The organism is Pristimantibacillus sp. Z349TD_6 (genome assembly GCF_056173205.1).
The window spans coordinates 3,781,524-3,801,836 of sequence record NZ_CM149662.1 but is presented as its reverse complement, the minus strand read 5'-3'; the positions used below and the strand labels follow the sequence as shown (position 1 = coordinate 3,801,836).

At 42.4% G+C, this 20,313-nt stretch carries 18 protein-coding genes and 1 pseudogene; 4 read left to right on the top strand and 15 right to left on the bottom strand.

From position 1 onward, the window contains the following. Positions 1-59 precede the first annotated feature (59 nt). The gene (locus AC0VYE_RS16400) at positions 60-2,282 is read right to left on the bottom strand and encodes an MMPL family transporter (protein ID WP_475449195.1); all 2,223 of its coding nucleotides are present in this window, start codon (positions 2,280-2,282) and stop codon (positions 60-62) included. Positions 2,283-2,415: 133 nt separating this feature from the next. Between AC0VYE_RS16400 and AC0VYE_RS16395 the strand changes: the two genes are divergently transcribed. From AC0VYE_RS16395 to AC0VYE_RS16385, 3 genes are all read left to right on the top strand, one after another. Next, positions 2,416-3,042 carry a TetR/AcrR family transcriptional regulator gene (locus tag AC0VYE_RS16395; protein ID WP_475449193.1) on the top strand — a complete coding sequence of 209 codons (627 nt, stop codon included), beginning with the start codon at positions 2,416-2,418 and terminating at the stop codon, positions 3,040-3,042. A 14-nt stretch (positions 3,043-3,056) separates the two neighbouring features. Continuing rightward, the gene (locus AC0VYE_RS16390) at positions 3,057-3,347 is read left to right on the top strand and encodes a DUF3817 domain-containing protein (RefSeq protein WP_076269299.1); all 291 of its coding nucleotides are present in this window, start codon (positions 3,057-3,059) and stop codon (positions 3,345-3,347) included. Between the two features lie 118 nt (positions 3,348-3,465). Then, positions 3,466-3,825, top strand: a complete 360-nt coding sequence (locus tag AC0VYE_RS16385) for a VOC family protein (protein WP_475449191.1) — start codon at positions 3,466-3,468, stop codon at positions 3,823-3,825. Between the two features lie 323 nt (positions 3,826-4,148). On the opposite strand, the gene AC0VYE_RS16380 is transcribed toward AC0VYE_RS16385, so the two are convergent. The 12 genes and pseudogenes from AC0VYE_RS16380 to AC0VYE_RS16325 form a co-directional block, all read right to left on the bottom strand. After that, complete coding sequence (locus AC0VYE_RS16380) at positions 4,149-4,652, bottom strand: DinB family protein (protein WP_076269297.1); 504 nt, start codon at positions 4,650-4,652, stop codon at positions 4,149-4,151. A 222-nt stretch (positions 4,653-4,874) separates the two neighbouring features. Then, positions 4,875-5,357, bottom strand: a complete 483-nt coding sequence (locus AC0VYE_RS16375; protein ID WP_076269296.1) for an NUDIX hydrolase — start codon at positions 5,355-5,357, stop codon at positions 4,875-4,877. A gap of 500 nt (positions 5,358-5,857) precedes the next feature. Beyond that, positions 5,858-7,144: pseudogene (locus tag AC0VYE_RS16370) on the bottom strand (IS110 family RNA-guided transposase). A 213-nt stretch (positions 7,145-7,357) separates the two neighbouring features. Further along, positions 7,358-8,014 (bottom strand): DUF4085 domain-containing protein, encoded by a 657-nt coding sequence (locus tag AC0VYE_RS16365; RefSeq protein WP_475449188.1) that lies wholly within the window; start codon positions 8,012-8,014, stop codon positions 7,358-7,360. 719 nt (positions 8,015-8,733) lie between these two features. Next, positions 8,734-9,270, bottom strand: a complete 537-nt coding sequence (locus tag AC0VYE_RS16360; RefSeq protein ID WP_076269295.1) for a hypothetical protein — start codon at positions 9,268-9,270, stop codon at positions 8,734-8,736. Between the two features lie 164 nt (positions 9,271-9,434). After that, positions 9,435-9,962: a GNAT family N-acetyltransferase gene (locus AC0VYE_RS16355; RefSeq protein WP_475449185.1), complete on the bottom strand. Its 528-nt coding sequence runs from the start codon at positions 9,960-9,962 to the stop codon at positions 9,435-9,437. Positions 9,963-10,111: 149 nt separating this feature from the next. Further along, positions 10,112-11,836, bottom strand: a complete 1,725-nt coding sequence (gene cysI, locus AC0VYE_RS16350; protein ID WP_076269293.1) for an assimilatory sulfite reductase (NADPH) hemoprotein subunit — start codon at positions 11,834-11,836, stop codon at positions 10,112-10,114. 52 nt (positions 11,837-11,888) lie between these two features. Continuing rightward, a complete protein-coding gene (locus AC0VYE_RS16345; protein ID WP_475449596.1) occupies positions 11,889-13,751 on the bottom strand; it encodes an assimilatory sulfite reductase (NADPH) flavoprotein subunit in 1,863 nt (620 codons plus the stop codon). Positions 13,752-14,093: 342 nt separating this feature from the next. Then, positions 14,094-14,882, bottom strand: a complete 789-nt coding sequence (locus AC0VYE_RS16340; protein ID WP_475449183.1) for an undecaprenyl-diphosphate phosphatase — start codon at positions 14,880-14,882, stop codon at positions 14,094-14,096. A gap of 51 nt (positions 14,883-14,933) precedes the next feature. Next, the gene (locus tag AC0VYE_RS16335; RefSeq protein WP_076269290.1) at positions 14,934-16,247 is read right to left on the bottom strand and encodes a hemolysin family protein; all 1,314 of its coding nucleotides are present in this window, start codon (positions 16,245-16,247) and stop codon (positions 14,934-14,936) included. 30 nt (positions 16,248-16,277) lie between these two features. Continuing rightward, positions 16,278-16,637 carry a Lin0512 family protein gene (locus tag AC0VYE_RS16330; protein WP_076269289.1) on the bottom strand — a complete coding sequence of 120 codons (360 nt, stop codon included), beginning with the start codon at positions 16,635-16,637 and terminating at the stop codon, positions 16,278-16,280. 47 nt (positions 16,638-16,684) lie between these two features. After that, positions 16,685-17,833 (bottom strand): DUF3900 domain-containing protein, encoded by a 1,149-nt coding sequence (locus tag AC0VYE_RS16325; RefSeq protein ID WP_475449180.1) that lies wholly within the window; start codon positions 17,831-17,833, stop codon positions 16,685-16,687. A 250-nt stretch (positions 17,834-18,083) separates the two neighbouring features. On the opposite strand from AC0VYE_RS16325, the gene AC0VYE_RS16320 reads away from it, so the two are divergent. After that, complete coding sequence (locus tag AC0VYE_RS16320) at positions 18,084-19,010, top strand: methyl-accepting chemotaxis protein (RefSeq protein WP_475449178.1); 927 nt, start codon at positions 18,084-18,086, stop codon at positions 19,008-19,010. 129 nt (positions 19,011-19,139) lie between these two features. Here AC0VYE_RS16320 and AC0VYE_RS16315 read toward each other — a convergent pair whose 3' ends face one another. Beyond that, complete coding sequence (locus tag AC0VYE_RS16315; protein ID WP_475449176.1) at positions 19,140-19,634, bottom strand: shikimate kinase; 495 nt, start codon at positions 19,632-19,634, stop codon at positions 19,140-19,142. A 129-nt stretch (positions 19,635-19,763) separates the two neighbouring features. Then, positions 19,764-20,246 (bottom strand): YhfM domain-containing protein, encoded by a 483-nt coding sequence (locus tag AC0VYE_RS16310; protein ID WP_475449174.1) that lies wholly within the window; start codon positions 20,244-20,246, stop codon positions 19,764-19,766. Positions 20,247-20,313 lie beyond the last annotated feature (67 nt).

Genomic DNA, 20,313 nt, shown 5'->3' with positions numbered 1-20,313 from the left:
CAATAAAAAAGCTGTTTCTCCGTAGTAGAAGCTACGGTCGAAACAGCTTTTTTTGATTGTTATCCTTTTACCTTTTGTTTTGTTTCCTCTACAAGTGATACTTTTGCTGGCCAGAACGCTCTCTTGCCCAGTAAAGTCGTAATAGCCGGTACGAGGAATGGACGAACGATAAAGGTATCCATTAATACCCCAATCGCTGTAATGAGGCCAAACTGGACAAGCACTTGGATAGGAAGCGTAGCAAGCACAGCAAACGTAGCGGCAAGTATAAGTCCTGCTGAAGTGATAACGCCACCCGTTTCACTAACGCCTTCTTTGATAGCTTGCTTCAGCGGCAGCGTTTTGCTCTTTTTCCAAATGCTTGAGATCATAAATATATTGTAATCTTCACCAAGCGCAATGAGGAAAACGAAAGCATAGAGCGGAATTGCACCTTGAATGGCATCAACGCCCATGATGTAATGCAGGATCACCCAGCCTAAGCCAAGTGCAGCTGCATACGACAGCAATACAGTGCCGATTAAGTATAATGTTGCAGTAATGGATCTTAAATAAGCAAACAGCAGAATCATGATAAGTCCGATAACTAAAGGAATAATGACATTATTATCATGATCCGTCAGCACCTTGGAATCATATTGCGTAGCTGTCTGGCCAGCGATCCATACTTTTTGATCAGCCTCAGCATCGTTTCCATTCGTAAGCGCAGCTTCTGCTGCAGCTCGGAGTAACGGAATCGTCTCCATTGCTTCCTGGGAATATGGATTCGTATTCAAGATGACCGTATACGAAAGTAAATTAGGGTCATTAACGCTCGGCTGCGGCTCCTGAACATGATCTACAAGCGGTACAGCAGCAAGCTTTTCTGCTAACTCAGGTACTGCACCATCCGTGGCAGCAACCACTGTAATCGGTGCTAAATCTCCTGGCGTAAATGACTTCGAAATCACTTCAAAACCTTCTCTTGAAGGCATATCCTTTGGAAAAGAAGACAATAAATCATAAGTAAATTTAATTTGACTGGAGAAACTTGCGAAAATTCCTAATATCAAAACAGAGGTGATAACGACCATCCAAGGCTTCGTTATCACGAGATTTCCAATTTTGGAGCCTAGCTTTTTCTCCGAATTCGGCTTGCGGTACACTTTTCCTTTTTTGTCCGCATATGCATGCCCCATCGCATCTGTACGCGGGATAAACGGGTAAAATGAGGCTCTTCCAATAATCGAAAGCAATGCCGGAACCAGCGTCAAACTTGCGATTCCCATAATAAGGATCGATAAGCTGAATGGAACTGCGAACCGATCATAAGCACCGTACTTTGCCGCAAGCAAAGCAAGCAAAGAAAGAACTACCGTAAAGCCGCTCATTGCAATAGCACCCGATGCGTCTTTGAACGATCGTTTTAGTGCTTTCATTTTGTCGCTTTCACGAGTAAGCTCTTGACGGAAATGCGAGATGAAAAATAAACAATAATCAGTACCTGCTCCGAATAAGAGCACAGTCATAATGGATATAGCTTGACCATCCACCGTTATCCAGCCTTCACCTGCCATAAAGCCAAGCAATGGTCCTGTAACAGCATAAGCAAATCCAACCCCAATGAGTGGAATGATAGCAAGAATCGGTGAGCGGTAAATGAGGAGCAGCAAGACTAGTACGATAAGTACTGTTGCGATCATCAGTGATACATCCGCTCCTTTGAACAAATCGGTTGCATCAACCGAAATCCCAACAGGACCGCTGACACGCACGCTTAATTCAGCATCATCATCGATGGGTACGGAAAAAGGTTCTTTACCTGATGCTTCTCCGATGATAGCTTTAATGGACTCAATATTTTCCTTCAAAACTTCAGTTTCTGTTGCTTCACCGAACTGAATCGGCTGAACGAGTGTCGTTCCGTCTTCTGAAGCAAATTTTTGCAAAGCAGGTAAAGGCATTTGATGAAGAGGTATAACCTCGCCTTGCTCTTTCAACGGATTTTCAACAATCTTCTGCGTCGTTTTTTGAATAAGCGCATAATCCGCTTCTGTTAAGCCGCCTTCTCGATGCCAGACCACCAATGCTGGAATGCCAGAGGAGCTTGGAAACTTATCCTTTATTAATTGATCAGCGACAACGGACGGGCTGTCAGCCTCTAGGTTTGGAGCATTGCTTACTTCTTTGTCGCCCACAGCTGGCAGAAATACAGTTAGCAGCCCGGCTAATACAATCCACGCAACTAATGTTATCCACCTTGTACGTCGTCCAGCGACCATTCCTGCTAATCTTTCGATCATTTGACAAATCCTCCATTTCACATTACGACTAATATCGTTTAAAATTAACTCAAGCGATAATTTAATTATATATACCGAAAGGTTAATTAATCAATTCATATTTATTACAATTTGATGAATGGAGGGCATGTCGATGAGCGAGGACCAAATAAAACGCAAACCAGGCCGGCCCAAAGGCACAGGTTCAATTCAGACGATGCAGCAAATTTTGCGCACAGCAGCCTTTTTATTTATGGAGCAAGGTTTCGAAAAAGTTTCATTAGAAAGTGTAGCCCAAGCATGCGGGGTTACTAAAGCAAGCGTTTATTATTATTTTAATAATAAAAGCGTTTTGTTCACGGAATGTCTTCAATTTGTTCTAAAGATGGCTTATGATCAAACTTCAAAAATTGTTAGCAGCACCGGGTCGCTGAAGGAAAGAATGCTTGTTGTTGCTGAACGCCATATGAACAATGCTCATGTTGAGTTTGAAACGATGATGCGGGAAGCTTCCAGCGGTTTGACTGAGGAGCAAATTACGAGCATTCGTACGAGCGAGCAAGCGATACACGAATTAATTGGGAGTGTATTTCAGAAGGCAATGGACGAGGGCGAAATCAAACGGGGTGATTCGATGCTGCTTGCTCATGTTTTTACAGCTATGTTAACGGTACGAAACCGTAAAGAAATCATTAATAATGAAAAAACAGTGGAACAAGCCGCGTTCGAAATCGTAGAACTATTGTGGGCAGGATTAGAGCCTCGCTCGCCATCTTATTAATTGGAGGTTATTTAATGCTTAAAACCGCAATGGGTCGTCTGCGGGTCGTTGGTTTCATCGAAGGGTTATCTTTTCTATTACTACTTTTAATAGCAATGCCCCTCAAATACTGGGCTGATATTCCAGAACCCGTGACTATTGTAGGCGGACTTCATGGCCTCTTATTCGTTCTTTATATCCTTGCTGTCTTCCATGTATGGATTAAACACCGCTGGTCGATTCTCAAGGCAGCAGCAGCGTTTATCGCAGCTTTCCTTCCGTTTGGCACATTTATTCTTGATAAGAAGCTGCTTCGCGATCAATAAGTTAAAGAGGTTATTCCGAGCAAGTGGAATAACCTCTTTTTGATAATAATGGAAGAAATGATGTGATCTAGCCCTCAAAGCATGATAGAATAAATGTAAAATTAAAGGAGAGTGTTTCATGATGGGTATTATTATGAATAGAGTAGGAGCAATCTTCGTTACGGTTAGCGATATTGAAAAAGCTCGTGAATGGTATTGCTCCATTCTTGAATTGGAGCCTACCTATGATATCATTGCAGGTCATTTATGCTGTATTCCTTTAGATAACAACGGCCAAAACCTTGTTTTAGACAGTAAAATCTATACAGAAGATACTTATGCAAGAACACCTATTTTTCATTTCAATACGGATGACATCCAAGCAGCTTTTCAGTTTATGCGTGATAAGAATGTAGAGCTTGTAAGTGAAATTGAACATGGTCACTTTTTCAGCTTTAAAGACCCCGACGGAAACCAGCTGATGGTTTGCAAATGCTAGCAGAATTTTTCGTTGAAAATAAAGTGTTGGACTGGAGTTGTTGGTCTAGCAAATTTTTTGAATTGAAGAATCGTCAGCTTTTGAAAAATTTGATTTAGACTGCACCATTAATATAAAGCAGCAGCAGACCAAGACTTGATAAATAAAGTCTTAGACTGCCGCTTTTGAAATTAAACTAATGTTACCCGTTAGTTCAATAGAATCAACAGTTTCAGTCCGATGGTATCCTCTTGTCTATGATTCAAGCCACCACTTTCAATCCTATGATAAAATACTTATAAATCCCACTATAGCCAAACGGCCAAAGCGGATATAATCTTACTCTAAATTACTGGAGATAGCACTCCATACTCGGCCCACTGCTCTTTTGTCGGGCCGTAAAGATCCGGCACACGAAGGCCTGCCTGACGCATCAGGACTGTCATCTGACCACGATGATGAATCTCATGCTTTACGAGAATATCCAGCATTAAGCCGTTTGGCCATTGATCACCATACATATCGCTCATGATAAGCAGATTCTCATCTTTCCAACTGGACTGTATAGCATCAAGGAGCGCTTGTGAGGTCCTCTTATAGACTGACGCGATGTCTGCTGCCGAAGCTGGCACCGGCATATCTTCGCCCGGTCCTTCGAAAGACAGTCCCGTCCGAGATGGCATTTCGTGCAACGTCTGTACAAGGTGCCATGCAACACGTCCAAGCGTTCTATGATCGCTTGATATCTGTTGGCCAAGAGACTCATCGGTCAGCATCTCCAGTGTCCGCATTGTTGCTTCCGTTTCATTCTGCCAAGTTGCGGTAAAATCTTTAATGTGTTTATACATATCCAACATCTCCTTTTTGTAATGGAATCAAGTTCATTATACCGAACACTAGTTCGCAAGTAAATATTTACATTTACTTAAACTACCCCGTTAACCAAACAAAGCTGCCGATAATCATTGCGCTAATCCCAAAATGTAATTAACTACGTATGGTTAATACTTTTGATCAATTTGTTTACGCTAGCCTGCCCGTTAGCGTAACGAGCTTTGCAATCAAACCTTCTACTTAAGTGATTTTAAGTAAAACATTATCCCTGCTCTGTCTACATTAGAAAATTGCAAAGGTTCATCATCCATCAAACGTCTTAATTCGTTTACTGAAATCCATCGTGGGTACTTAGTATCATCACCGGAAGATAATAACTCCCCTTGCACTTTGCACCGGAAATAAACTCCAACTGAATCGAAAGGACCCTTTAATGTTTGATAAGCTCCAAACGGTCTTATACATTCCACGTGGAATTCTGGGTCGATTCCTGTTGTATCGACCCGTGTATCCTCGCCTTCAATTTCAACTACATCCAGTCCAGTCTCTTCCTTAACTTCCCTTATTAGAGCTTGTGTTAAAGATTCATATTGCTCAATTCTGCCACCAGGAAGTTCAATTTTTTTCGCTTCACCCGCTTTATCCCTTGTTTGTACTACTATTTCTAATGTTCCGTTTACTATTCTTTCAATTATGGCACGAGAATTTACTAAAAACATTTGTATCAACCCCATTTCGCACTATTAAATTAACCAAAATATGGTTTTGCTATAATGGATTATTCTACGCGAGCTTCAAACTATCCTCCCTCTATGGAGAATAGTTTTTCTCTTAAATTCGCTTGTTTTCGTAGGTTTTGAACGTTTTTCTTTCGTACCCCAGACAACCACTGAATGGAATAAGGTTGTAGAGGATGTAAAATATAGGGCGAAGAAAGTGCAAAAATATATCCATCCAGACCACTCGTTTTAAAAAGTGGACATTCTGGAGATATATGATCGCTCCTTTGGATCTCCACTTAAGCTCATGGCGGTCAACCCTCCCATGTCTCACAGAGTCTTCGCTCCCACATTCCTTCATTCAACCTGTCCATGAGGTGGAGGTCGGATATTGCTGCGAGGGCAGGATCTTCGTCCGTATGATAGTTCTGTTCCGACTCATCCGTGCTTCAATTGTTTGTACCTTTTATTGATGTTCGACGTCTATGAAAACTTTGAATCTAAGCTGCTAACGACACTGCCGTGTACCTTGGGATATCCTGCAACATCTTTTTTTCACTGAACTGATGCCCCTTCTTTAAGACCCCAAATAGAATTCTAATCAGCTTGTTGCATAGTGCAATGATCGACTGCATCTTTTTCAAGGGATTATCTAGTCGTTTGGTATAGTATTGATGCAATGCCTTAAACGCACAGTTCTTAGCCACCAGTGGCATCATGACACGAAATAGCAGCGCTCGTAGTCGCTTACGACCTCGCTTCGTGATCTTCGTTTGTCCTTTGTGTTTACCGGACGTGTTTTCTTTTAGGTTCAAGCCGGCGAGCTTAATGATTTGTTTCGGATGCCGGTGATACGTAATGTCACCAATTTCAGCGAGGAAACCGGCTATACTATCCCGGCCAATGCCTTTTATGTCCAGTAATTGCTTCTCATGGGGGATTTGCTCCAAGAGCTCATCCAGCCTTGCCTCAAGCTCTTCAAACTTACTCTCAAGCAACTCGTACTGCGTTAACAATAGTTGAAGCTCTAGTTTTGCTAGTGCGGTCCCTTCTCGTAAACCAACAGAACGGCTTGCCGCTGCTTTCAGACTTCTCATACGCTCCATGCCGAGACCTCGCTTGGCAACCTTTCTGAGGTGACTTAGCAAGGTTGCCTCAGACTCAGAAACCAGCTCATGCGGCAACAAACAAAGACTGAGCATTTGGCGTGCTGACTTGCATTCCCTGTCCTTAAATACCGTGAGGAACTCTGGAAAGTACCGATCCAACCAGTTATGGACGCGGCCTTGCACCACACGCAGGTCAGTCGACAGATGATCGCGAATTTTCATCGCTTCCCTTAGTTCGGCATAGATGCCCTGGGGAAGGTTGGGTACGGCGTATCTCCCGTCTTTGACGAGCTGTGCGATGACTTTGGCATCTTTTATGTCATTCTTGGTTGGTGAATTGTCATCCAATTCTTTGCTTTTCATCACGTGGAGTGGATTAACCACAGCGCACGTAACGTGCTGTTCTCTTAGAAAATGGGCCAGGTTCAGCCAGTAGTGACCAGTCGGTTCCATGCCAACAACGACATTCTGGAATTCCTGCTCCGTTGCAATCTTTTCGAACCAACTTACGAACATTTCGAAGCCTTCTCAATTGTTCTCAAACGTAATGGGCTTCCCGAACTCGACTCCGCGGTAGTCTTGTGCCCTGGCCACATGTTTGAATATAGCAATGTCTACACCGACAATTAAGGTAGAAGAAGTAATTTGATTAATACGTTCATTTTGAGTAGAATTCATTTTGTAGTCTCCTTGGTTTGTATTTGGATCCGGTCGCTGGCGAGCATCTGGGACCCTCATACATCATAACAAGGAGTCTTTTTGTTTCTCAAAACTCGTATTTCTTCATTATAGGAATGCTGCCCGTTAGCTTAATAAGAAGAGCAGGCCACTGTAGCGCCTGCTCTTCATGTGCGTTATTCAACTATCGTCTCCCGGTAGCTTAACAATGAATTATGAAATAACCTCAATATTTACGTTTTCAGCAGATATAGTGAACTCCATTAAAGGACCATCTAATAGCACATGAAGTTCAAAACCAGTATCTGTGAGGTAAACTTCATCATAAAGCCAGCTACTTCCTACGCTTAAGTTAGTAGGTTGAATATTCTGTACTCCCGCAAAGGTTATCCTGATATCCGTTAAATAATGATAGCCGCCTCTACAATCCAATGTCATGATAAACGTGTCTTTCAAAGGCTGCTCAATCGAGGTTATCTGTGCATCGTGTAAGGACTTCTCGTACAACTGAATAACATTCTCGGGTAATAAACTTTTTATGGAGTTATAGTAGTTCCGATACGCAATCCCTTTTGCATTCACTCTCTCATCATACTCCAATAGCCATTGGTCAGCCATTTTTCTAAGTTCTTCAGATGGAAATTCTGATTTTAGCGTTCCGTTTTGAATATAGGGATGAAAGTATGCTGGGAGAAATTTGAGTAAATCAGTTCTATTATCCTCCAAGCTGTTCTTACAAATTTCTTTGAAATTCAAACCTTCAGATTCATACCAAGCAATGTCGTCTTCCCAATCCTTTTCCGTTTTATGAAAAATCAAAAAACTTCTTATCTGCGTCTCTTCATACGACTCTTTAGTGAAATATTTCATTCGTTCCCCCTAGTATAGTTCGCTTTTGAGCTAACCTGCCAGTTAGCTTAACAAAGAAATGGAGCTGCTGCCGCAGCAAACTGCTCCATGATTGTTCAACTATCGTAATCCGTTAGCGTAATCCTTTTTTCGATGTGAAACCTTTTAGCTTCAAGTATTTATCCATAGGGTATTTATAATTAATCCATTTTTCTTTGTAACCTTCCCGTCCATGTTGCTTTAACAATAAGTCCAGTGCTTGAACAACTGCCCTTGTAAATTCCAGTATAGAACCAGTTTCATCTAGTCCAATAACTTGCTTTTTCTTGTTACGTAAATCTTCAAAAGATATAATTTGTACACGTAGGGTATCATCACAATCTTACTTAATGTCCAAATGGTTCCACTAGGCTCCTCGTTCCATTCAAATTGAGTCTCTGAAACAGGATATAAACTGACTTCTGGAATAAGTGCATTTAGTGCCTTTAACATGTCATTAAGAGCATCAGTTATATAGCTTGTTGCGAAGTAAACTGTACTTGAGTTCATTTCAATACAACCATTAGCCCAACCAATACCTGTTAGTTCATATTCAAACCTCATAAAGCCCTCCGTTCAAAATGGCATTTATTCAAGGCATACACCACGTTATCCTGCCTGTTAGCTTAATAAGAAGAGCAGGCCACTGTAGCGCCTGCTCTTCATGAGCGTTATTCAACTATCGCTCTTCGTTAGTTCAATCATTTCCTACTTTCTTCTTCAAACTTCTTGATTAACCCTTGGGACCTTTTCATTGCTTCCTGCCTGTCTTTCGCTGGTGCTGTAATCATATATCCGTTTGATGGGGACCACTGGCCATCATCATTCATAACTTTAATTGTAAATTCAGAGAATTTATTATCAGTATATACCAAACCGTAAGTAAAAATATTAGACTCTATTCTACCTTTATCATCTATGATTCGAAAACCGGAAGAAATAGTTGTAAAATTATAACCATCGTAATGCAACTCTAATTTTGTTCTATCTTTAGGAATTTGAGGAACCTTACTTCCTTCAAAGTCAATTTCACCTTTAAAGCTTCTTTTTCCATTTATATGATTTTGTATTTTCCCATCAAGATGTACGTTTATATGCTCGGTTATTCCTTCCGTTCCTAATTGATAATATACACCATTGATGGTCTCTGAGTACTGCTTAGGTATCAAGTACCAAATAGAGAATACACTTAGAATTATTGCAAATGCAGCAAGTACAACAGTAATTTTTCGCTTCATTACACACCCCCTTTATTTTTTAGGCTCTTCCTTTAATAAACGTAAACATACTCACTAAGTTGCACTATCCTGCCCGTCGCTTAATGAAACATCGTCAATCTAATACTTTATTTGCACAGTCTAAAACTTTATTTTCTTCTGACAAAAATAGCTAGCTGCATTGATTATAGGTCTATCCAAAACCTTTTAATAATATTGCCATTTTCCTCTACGAATTCTGATTCCATCATGCCACCGTTTTTTAAAATCGTTTTTTCTGAGCCGATATTCCCTTTATCACAAACAACTAGCACTTTTTGATGGCCCCAACCTTTTAACAGCTCCAACGTATTTGATAATATGATATTGGCATACCCTTTTCTTCTCTCCGATGGACGAACGCCATATCCGATATGGCCGCCTTGATTGAGCAGTTTTTCATTTAAGCGATGCCGAATATTAACCGCTCCTACAATTAAGTTGTCCTCACTTAGGAGCCAATAAGTGGAATGTGGAACACGATCACTGCTTGATATTTTAGATTCATTATCTTCAGCATACAAAAAATCTATCATGGCATTAAAATCTTCCGGTTCTCTCTCAATGACCCACGGCACCATATCTTCACCGCTCTTTATCCAGTCCTCATAAAAGGATATATACGCGTCGCGGTATTCGATCGTTGGTTTAATTAATCTCGCTGATTTTGGCATAAGCACGCTCCACTCCGATGATTTTTACCAAATTAACACATTTAATGAATAGGGTCAATCTTATTTCATCGATGATTCGTCGTGCTCTTCATAACAAAGAAGACTAAGGCATATCGCCCTAGTCTTCTTTTGCTTAAATTATACTTATATTAGTTATGGAATTGTTGACCATCATGAACAGCCTTTACATAACCCGCGCGGATTACGAAATCTCCGAAATGCTCGCCCGTTTCCCGTTCCTTCGCATACTGATTAATAATCGGTTTTAAAGTATCGAGAATTTCGGTCTCATCGATATTTTCACGGTAAAGCTTGTTTAGTCTATCACCTGCATAGCCCGCGCCCATATACATATTGTATTTGCCGAGTGCCTTGCCGATAAATGAGATTTCTCCAAGCGCTGGTCTTGCGCAGCCGTTCGGACATCCAGTCATCCTAATGTTGATCTCCTGGTCACGCAGCCCTGCTTCATTAATAATCGGCTCCAGCTTATCGATCAGTGTTGGAAGGTACCGTTCTGCTTCCGCCATAGCAAGACCGCAAGTCGGCAACGAAACACAAGATAATGAGCTTCGGCGCAGCGCAGAGTGCTGCGTACCGTCCGTAAGTCCATATTGCTCTGCTAGCTCCGTAATTTTGCGTTTCTTCTGGCTGCTGACATTACCGATAATAAGATTCTGATTCGGAGTAATGCGGAAGTCGCCTGTATGAACTTTGGCGATTTCGCGTAAACCCGTCATTTGTGGGTTGCCTTCTTGATCCTCAATACGTCCGCTTTGGATAAACAACGTCAAATTCCATTTGCCGTTGCTTCCCTTCAACCAGCCATAACGGTCTCCGTTATTTTGGAATTGATAAGGGCGTACCTCTTCAAGCTGCCAGCCAAGACGGTTTTGCAGCTCGGTTTTGAACCATTCAATCCCATGACGGTCAATCGTATACTTAAACCGAGCGTTTTTGCGAACCGAACGGTTGCCATAGTCACGTTGAATCATAACGGTCTTCTCGGCAAGCTCGACAATACGCTCCGGCGGACAGAAGCCAATCACTTTACCAAGCTGCGGATAAGTCGTTGTATCGCCGTGTGTCATCCCCATACCGCCGCCAACGGAAATGTTAAAGCCCTTCAGCTTGCCATCTTCCACGATTGCAATGTAGCCGATGTCTTGAGAGAATACATCCACATCATTAAAAGGGGGAATCGCAAATCCAATTTTGAACTTACGCGGCAAATATACAGGTCCGTAGATCGGCTCTACTTCCGCTCCATCCTCTTTACCATCGATTACTTTTTCTCCATCCAACCAAATTTCGTGATAAGCGCGAGTACGCGGCGCCAAATGATCATTCACTTGACGTGCCCAGTAGCTTACTTCCTCATGATGGTTCGATTGAAAAGGATTTGGACTGCACATAACGTTCCGATTGACGTCACCGCAGGCAGCAAGTGTAGTCATCAGCTCGCTATTGATTTTTTGAAGCGTAGGCTTCAAATTCCATTTCAAAATGCCATGCATTTGGAACGTTTGACGTGTCGTGAGTCGCAAAGTCCCGTTGCCGTACTTGTGAGCTAGTTCATCCATGGCAAGCCATTGATCAGAGGTTGCTACACCGCTTGGCAGTACCACCCGGATCATGAATTGAAATGCCGGCTCCAGCTTCTGCTTTTCACGTTCGTTGCGCAAATCTCTGTCATCCTGCATATAACTTCCATGAAACTTCAACAACCGATTGTCATCCTCAGGCAAACCGCCTGTAATCGGATTGCTCATCGTTTCTACTAATGCGCCGCGCAAATAGTTGCTTTCGCTTTTGATATGCTCAACTTCACTTGGCGGTCCACCGATAGGTTTTACCAACTGCTCTTTCGCCATTGTTGCTGTCTCCTCTCGCAATCATTCAAGTACTCATGTTGTTATCTATTTATTAATAAACATCACGTTGGTAGCGTTGTTGATCCTGCATATCATTCAAATAAGCAGCCGCTTGCTCAGCGCTTAATCCGCCCTCTTGCTCTATGACAGTTAATAGAGCCGTATGGACATCATGTGCCATATGTTTCTCATCACCGCAAATATAAACATAAGCGCCAGCTTGAAGCCATTCGAATAGTTCACGGCTCTTCTGCAGCAAACGATGCTGTACATATACCTTCTCTTCCGTATCGCGGGAGAAAGCCACATCAAGTTTGGTCAAGACGCCGTCTTTAAGCATTCTTTGCCAATCGGTCTGATATAAGAAATCCGTAACAAAGTGGCGATCTCCATAAAACAGCCATGATTTTCCTTCTGCGCCAATTTCCTCGCGCTCTTCAAGGAAAGCACGGAATGGAGCAACACCAGTACCTGGACCAATCATAATAATTGGAGTATTCGTATCCGCAGGCAGCTTGAAATTCGGATTTTGTTGAATGTAGATCGGCAGACTGTCGCCTGGTTGTACACGCTCTGCACAATGTACGGAGCATACCCCATAACGCTCACGACCATGAGACTCATAACGAACAGCTCTCACGGTAAGATGAACCTCATCCTCATTCGCTTTAAAACTGCTGGCAATGGAATAAAGTCTTGCTGGCAGCTTACGCAAGATAGCAACAAATTGTTTTGCGCTTCCTTGCCAAGGCTCAAAATCCTGCAATAAATCAAGTAGATCCCGACCGTTAATGTAGCTTCTAAGCGCTTGCTCTTGCCCTTGAGCTAGCAGTTCACGAAGTGCTGAGTTTGAAGTCAGTTCGGCTGCTAACGTGATCAGCGGTTTCGTTAGAGCTGTAATTTCATAATACTTAAGTAGAGCTTCACGCAATGAGCCTTGCTCACCGCTCTTATTGATCGGAACAACTTCTTCAGCGTTCCAATTCATTTGCTTAATAATTGCATCCACTAGCTCTGGATGATTTTCAGGATAAATACCAAGGCTATCCCCTGGTTCATATTGTAAATTAGAGCCTTCAAGCGACAGCTCCAAATGACGAGTTTCCCGATCAGATCCGCGGCCATTTAAGTTAATATTCGCAAGAACTTCAGCCTTAAAAGGGTTGTTTCGCGAATAGGCGGATAGTTCTGGTGTTGTTTCGCTGCTTGTTTGCGCTATAGCTGCAGTCGTTCCCGAGGCAGCATTCAAACGATCATTTAATGAGCTGATAACCTCTGCTGACCAGCCAGCAACAGCCTCATCGTAATCGAGATCACAATCTACACGAGGAACAAGACGTTTTGCACCAAGCTCTTCAAGACGTTGATCAAAGTCTTTACCCGTTTGACAGAAAAATTCATACGACGTATCGCCAAGCGACAAGACAGAAAAGCTAACGTTTTCTAGCTGCGGAGCTCGCTTGCTGTAAAGGAACTCGTGGAAGCTCTTCGCATTATCCGGCGGTTCCCCTTCACCATGAGTACTGACAACCAAAAACAGGTTTTCAACTTTTTTCAAATTGTTTGTCTTAAACTTGTTCATTGGCGCAAGTGTCACTTGCAGACCCTGTTCTTCCAGCTTGCGCGATAAGCTGGTAGCTACCCGCTGGCAATTGCCGGTTTGAGAGCCAAACAATACAGTAACCTCGCGGGAAACCGCTGGTTGACTGATAGCCGAAATGACTTCTGCAACTGCTGCTCCCTCGGAGACAGCCTGCACATCCGCACTAATCGTTAACGGACCTGCTGATGCTTGACGAGCAAACAAATAACCTGTCAGCCAAATTTGCTGAGACTCCGTTAGTGATGGTACAAGGCGATTCAGAAGGTCAACTTGCTCTTGATTAAAAGGACTGTTCGTTACCTGAAGTTGCAACAATATCCACCTCTCATAAACATAAAATCATCATTAGTTTTCATAGTCATATTTTAAAATTAGTGCTTCAGAAGTGCTTCAATAATTATTAACCTAACATAATCAGACAAATCCATCAACGATGATTTCATGCTCCTAAATTACAATTTTATGGAAAAAGATCGTAATTCATCCACAAAACAAAGAAATCAGGGCAATTTGCCCTGATTATCTCGGATTTATTAGAAAAAATGATCGATTGGATATAAATTAATGATAGTTGATCCAAGCGAATTTTTGCTACATTATATGTAGTTGAAAATCATTCTCGATAATTTTGTCGAAAATCAGTGTTTTCTCCATTTATAAAATAATAAAATAAAAAAGTGCTGCGAGCGCAAAACGATAATAGGCAAACCATGAAAGCCTAATTTTTTTCATCATGTTTATGAACGTTACGACCGCAATCATGCCTACAACAAATGCAGCTATTAGTCCAATTAGAAATAGAGGCAAATCCGACATCGTGAGAAATTCTCGGCTCTTAATTAGGTCTATGCCGCTCGCTCCAGCCATAATTGGGACGGATACTAAAAAAGTAAACTCTGCCGCAGCCTTTTGGCTTACACCAAACAGCATGCCGCCAGATATCGTCGAGCCTGAACGCGAGAAGCCCGGCCATAATGCGAGTATCTGAAAACATCCAACAGCAAAGGCCTGCTTGTAGGTAATATCATCAAGCTCCTCTGCAGTCGGCTTCTTTCGTATACGATCGGCGATAATCATCAGTATTCCACCCGCTACAAGACCAATCAGCACCTTCTCAGCAACGAACAACTCGCCTTTTATAAACGAATGAAGCAGAACAGCACATGCTCCCGCCGGTGCCATTGCAATAATGATGTGAAGAGCATTCAAACCCGAATTTTTGCCTACCTTGAAATTAAGTAAACTCGCAAACCGATTTCGGTATAACACAAGCACAGCCAGCACTGCGCCAAATTGAATGACCACCTCAAAGGTTTTCGCTCGATCACCTGTGAAATTCAACAGCTCCGCTGTTAAAATCAAGTGACCCGTTGATGAAACTGGTAAAAACTCAGTAAGGCCCTCCACGATACCCATAATAATCGCATTAATTAGATCGCCCAACGCCCAATCTCCTCCTAGAAATAGACTGAAAATTACTCACTCTATACAAGCCTATGCATGTCCGTAGGTTCCCATTTCATTTTCGATCAAATCGGTATGAATTTCGATTTTTCGGATTCGATTGTCGTCACGTTCACGAATAATGAAGGTCATATTCCCATAGGTCCACGGCTCACCGATAGGAAGCTCGGGCTTCTGATTAAAAAGCCAACCGCCTACAGAATCTACTTCTTCACTTTCAAGATCAGTTCCTGCAATCTCGTTCCAATCACTGATCAGCGCCTTGCCATTAACCAAATAACGCTGCTGCTCAATATATTCGATTTCTTTCACTTCATCCTCATCAAACTCATCACGGATTTCCCCTACAATTTCTTCTATGATGTCTTCGATGGTAATGAGCCCCGCCGTTCCACCATATTCGTCCAACAGAATTGCAATTTGAACGCGTTCCTGCTGCATTTTGCGGAGCAGCTTATTGATCGGCATGACTTCAGGAACCGACATAACGGGCTGAAGCAGAGATGTTACGTCGATATCTCGGTTTGTTTCATAGCGGAGAAAAAATTGCTTTGTATTTAATATCCCAATGATATTGTCTTTGCTTCCTTTGGCAACAGGAAAACGTGTGTATTGTTCTCGTATTATAATTTCGAGGTTCTCCGCGCGAGTTTGATCCACATACAAGCAGGCCATATCCGTCCGAGGAACCATAATTTCTCTCGCAAGCCGCTCATCAAATGCAAAAATCCGGTTGACATAGCCATATTCACTTTTATTAATTTTCCCGCTCTCATAGCTTTCCGACAAAATGATGCGGATTTCCTCTTCGGAATGAGCCTCATGCTCATTCGCTGGCTTTAAGCCCAGCAATCTTACCAAGGAGTTCGCAGATCCGTTGAGAAGCCAAATAAACGGATACATCACCTTATAAAAAACGATGATAATCGGAGCTGTAAACTGACTGACTTCTTCCGATTTAATGATGGCTAACGTTTTGGGAGCAAGTTCTCCTAGCACGACATGCAAGTACGTTACAATGATGAAGGAAATGACAAACGAAAGCACCGAGCTCAGTTCGCCCTCAATATGTATCCGATCAAATAACGGGTGCAATATAAGCTCAATCGTTGGTTCTCCCAACCATCCGAGGCCAAGCGCTGTAATCGTAATGCCGAGCTGGCAGGCAGATAAATAACCGTCAAGCTTGCTCGTTACCTGCTCAACCGCTCTAGCATTTTTCATGCCCTCTGCTACCATCTGATTGACGCGGCTTGATCGCATGCGAATAATTGCAAATTCAGTCGCGACAAAAAAAGCTGTAAATACAAGCAATAATACGAATAGTGCAAGCTTTAAAACCATCGTCTTCTCCCTTTTGCAATGGAGATGCTACTAGTAGCCCACCTCAACTGATGCATTAACGATGTATATCAAATCGTTTTTATCATCTTTGTCCGGCAGTACTACACCGCTAGTCGTCAGCATGCCGCCGTGTATGACTTCTACAGTCACTTGTCCATACGGCAGCACTGCTTTTACCTGCTCAACGTCAAGAAGCTCATGATCACAAGGAAGTGCAAGCCTTACCCGCACCTTCATGTTATCAAGCGTTCCTCCTGGCAGTACGGATCGCAGTCCGGGCATCGAGTTATGATGAATCGCGTTTTGTACCGCGCGCACCGATGCCTTTGTAATATTTTGACCGTGTAGATCGCATCCCATGCCTATTTCTATAAAAAATAAGTTGTCCACTTAAATATCCTCTCCTTCAAAGTGAAATTTCATACGTACTAGATGACTTACCATGGAACATCATCGTTATTGCCTGAGCCTTCTCCAGCAGGGGTGTAGCTATATCCGGAATCCGCATCCTCAGCAGGCTTCTTGCTTCCGATACGCGGCATAACATCAACGAGATCAAGCGGCTGGACGAGCTCAACCGGCGACATGCCCTTATCGAATTGGAAGGAATCACCTTCAATTACGACGACGTAACGTCCATTATGTTTGGCAAAATGGATGCTGTCGCCAAAGTCAGCAAGCAGTCCTTTTACAGTAACGTCGCCTAGTTTAAATGTAAAAGGTAAATCCGGCTTCTGCTCAACTAATGCCGCAGCTGCAACTTCTACCTGCTCAGGCGTCCACCACTCCTGAAGGTCGCGCTTCTCGCTTGCCGCCCACACCTCAACCGCATTTTCCTCCTCACGGCGCTCTGAGCTTTCATCCTCTTGCCACTTATCCGCAATATATTGATGAACCATCTCCACCACTTGCTCACCCATGACCTCAGGCAAAGGCTTCTCATAAGAAACATATTTTAAGAAATCTTCAAAATAACGTGCATGCGATGCCTGATGAATTTTTAGCTCCCAATGCTCTAGCATGCCCTCCTCCGGCATATGCGGATACTGAATCGATTTGATGCTGCGAGCAGATATTGCCATCTCCACCTGGGAGATTAAGCTTTTTTCATCTGAAATACGAGCAATCTTAGGCTCAAAATCACATTTCAGCAAAAATAAAAACGGCTCATCGAAATACGTATTAAGCTTGGATAACGCAATAATAAATGCGCCTCCCCTTACTGCACTCGTATCCATGTAGATTCGAACGAGCTCGTCGGCAATGCCGATAAAGCGCTCCTTTGAATCCGCGTCACGCAGCCGCTGAAATAAATTGTAGTTCTGATTGCTGCCGAGTTCATAACCGGGCTCAACCATAAATCGTCCAATCTTCGTTGGCGCGCCTGCTGAGTTTGGATTGCGCTCTACTTTTCTTTTGACGATCCGTTTAAATTCATCATCCAAAAACCTTTGAATTTCACTATCTTCATACGTGTCCTCTTCTAAAGTCTGATAATGTTTAAACCGTTTTCCTGATGATGCGGCACTCTCTTCACCATCGGTATGAATAACGAAAAAGGATAAATATTGCATATTAAAATCCACGTTTATAATTCCTCCAAGCAAGCTGATGTCATCTACTTAGAATAGCATATCTCGCCTCTTCGCGACATCAGATGAGAGAGCCAATCACATTAATCTCTCATCTGAATCTGATAGAATTTCAAACATGTTCCAAGTGCATTTCAAACCCTTGATAATAATATCTTGCACAACATGTACAATGTTTGTAGAATGTTGTGAAGGCTATTTTTGCTTACTATAAGCATTCGAACGAATGAAGGAGAATCTCGACATGACAGAACGTAACACCATGCTACATACGAGTACCCAGGTATTGGACAAGCGAGCTGTTCTTACAGCTATTGAGCAGTCGCTCGCCATGATTGAATTCGATGTTCAAGGGAAGGTTTTATGGGCAAACGAAAATTTTGCGCAAGCCATGGGATATCACTCCACAGAGATGCCAGGCATGCTGCATAAGCAATTTTGTTCGCAACAATTTGTGAATAGCACTGCGTATGCCAAACTCTGGGAAGACTTGCGCAATGGACTACCTTTTCAGAATAAAATTTTGCGGATTACAAAAACCGGAAATGCAATTTGGCTGGAGGCCACTTACATGCCGGTTAGGGACGAAGAAGGCAGAGTCATTGCGATTTTAAAAATGGCAACCGATATTAATGCCCGCGAGCAGGCTACTTCTCAGATGACAGAGAATTTGCTGAAAATGTCCGAGGAGCTGCTCGGCCGTGCCCAAGAAGGGATATCACACAGCCAAGAAGTGGAAGCGGCTATTGAAAGAGTGGCTGTAGGTGCAGGCGATAATATGACTGTCCTTCACCTGCTGGAACAACAAACAAGCTTCATTCGTAAAATCGTTCGTACCATCCGCGATATTGCTTCGCAAACGAATATTTTATCTTTAAATGCGGCAATCGAAGCAGCACATGCCGGTGAGCATGGCCGGGGCTTCAATGTGGTCGCGATAGAGGTCCGCAAGCTAGCTGGCCAAGTCCAGGAAGCAACCAAAGAAGTAAATGGGTATGTAGAAGATATCGTAAACCATGTTCAAGAGGTCGTAAACGGCACCAAACTATCACAAGAGGTCGTTGCGGAAAGCCAGCTGCGCATTCAACGGGCTGTCGATGAATTCATGAGCATTGGGGAAGCGGCGCGGCAGCTGGATATGCAGGCGAAAGAGCTTAAAAATACGATTTAGCAATCATCTTCAGCATGGCCCGAAATGAGATGAATATGATTCTCCCGTACGGCCTCAAGCTGTTTCTATTCCCCTTACAGGTGTAATTATGTAATACAGGTTAAACATTGGGTGCGCTATTCCGCTCCTTTATTTCTTTATGCTCTCTATAATTTCACTAACACAATGTTCGATATCCTTATTTGAGCAATCAAAAGTTTTATCACTATACTTCATATATAGCGGCACTCTTTCCTCATAAACGTCCTTCAGGCTATTTCCCTTCTTCATTACAATCCCTCTAGTTGTTATGTTTATGAGTCGCCTTTGAATTTCTTCATACGGGACATGCAAATAAACAATGTGCCCTACCTGTTTCAAGGCATTCATTGCTTTATTTGAATAGATAACACTTCCACCTGTAGAAATAATACAATTTTCCAGTTCCAATTCAGAAACGATTTTCTCTTCGATTTCCATAAATTTGTCGATACCCTCATGATCAATTATTTCTTGCAGCAGCCTACCTTCTTGTTGTTGAATAACAAGATCTGTATCGATGAAATCCATTCCTAAAGCTTTTGCAAGTAGCACACCTAAAGTGCTTTTACCCGCTCCTGACATACCAATTAGTACGATATTCATATTTTTCCTCACCTTTGTAATGCCTCCATTTTCCCCTTAAAATAAATCGAACTAAACCTCAAAGTAGCACGGCAAGGCTGTCATCCTACCTGCTGCCTCGTTCAGTTAATTGTTCAGATCATTGTTAACCTAATCCTTTACACCATTTGTCAGCCGCTTGTTGATTAACTCATCAATTTGATTGATCGCTTCTTCACTTAAGAAATATGACTTTTGTACTTCAAGATCTGTAATCATTTTTAGAGGTTTGCTATTCCAGTATCGAAATCGTTGCTCCGAGGATGCATATTTTACGACAATGTCGTAGTTCGGTCCGATAGCAACAACCTCCCCTGTAGCTCTAACCGCATCTTTTATTGCATCTGAAAATGCTTGAAATTCATTTTTCTCGGTAAGCGTCGCTAATGGTTTAGGCATTTGCTCTAAATCTATGCCATCAGGTTCTATGATAACAATTTCCTTTATCTCATTCACTGGCAATTGTGCCAATGGCAAATTTTCTTCAACTACAGTATTTTCGGTAGTTCGGTCTGACGCTGCGGGATCAGACTTTGTGGAACAACCAGATATACAAACCGCAATGAACAACATCAAGCAGACAAACTTTTGCACAAGAACCCCCTGCCTCTCTAACAGTCAAATTAAAAGTACACACATCTACTTCGACGTATATTAATAA

Excerpts from the sequence above, each read along its gene's own strand:
- cysI (WP_076269293.1), bottom strand. The coding sequence starts at position 11,836 with ATGGCGAAAGAGCAGTTGGTAAAACCTATCGGTGGACCGCCAAGTGAA.
- AC0VYE_RS16320 (WP_475449178.1), top strand. The coding sequence starts at position 18,084 with ATGACAGAACGTAACACCATGCTACATACGAGTACCCAGGTATTGGAC.
- AC0VYE_RS16385 (WP_475449191.1), top strand. The coding sequence starts at position 3,466 with ATGATGGGTATTATTATGAATAGAGTAGGAGCAATCTTCGTTACGGTT.
- AC0VYE_RS16400 (WP_475449195.1), bottom strand. The coding sequence starts at position 2,282 with ATGATCGAAAGATTAGCAGGAATGGTCGCTGGACGACGTACAAGGTGG.
- AC0VYE_RS16375 (WP_076269296.1), bottom strand. The coding sequence starts at position 5,357 with ATGTTTTTAGTAAATTCTCGTGCCATAATTGAAAGAATAGTAAACGGA.
- AC0VYE_RS16315 (WP_475449176.1), bottom strand. The coding sequence starts at position 19,634 with ATGAATATCGTACTAATTGGTATGTCAGGAGCGGGTAAAAGCACTTTA.
- AC0VYE_RS16395 (WP_475449193.1), top strand. The coding sequence starts at position 2,416 with ATGAGCGAGGACCAAATAAAACGCAAACCAGGCCGGCCCAAAGGCACA.
- AC0VYE_RS16390 (WP_076269299.1), top strand. The coding sequence starts at position 3,057 with ATGCTTAAAACCGCAATGGGTCGTCTGCGGGTCGTTGGTTTCATCGAA.
- AC0VYE_RS16380 (WP_076269297.1), bottom strand. The coding sequence starts at position 4,652 with ATGTATAAACACATTAAAGATTTTACCGCAACTTGGCAGAATGAAACG.
- AC0VYE_RS16335 (WP_076269290.1), bottom strand. The coding sequence starts at position 16,247 with ATGGTTTTAAAGCTTGCACTATTCGTATTATTGCTTGTATTTACAGCT.
- AC0VYE_RS16365 (WP_475449188.1), bottom strand. The coding sequence starts at position 8,014 with ATGAAATATTTCACTAAAGAGTCGTATGAAGAGACGCAGATAAGAAGT.
- AC0VYE_RS16360 (WP_076269295.1), bottom strand. The coding sequence starts at position 9,270 with ATGAAGCGAAAAATTACTGTTGTACTTGCTGCATTTGCAATAATTCTA.
- AC0VYE_RS16355 (WP_475449185.1), bottom strand. The coding sequence starts at position 9,962 with ATGCCAAAATCAGCGAGATTAATTAAACCAACGATCGAATACCGCGAC.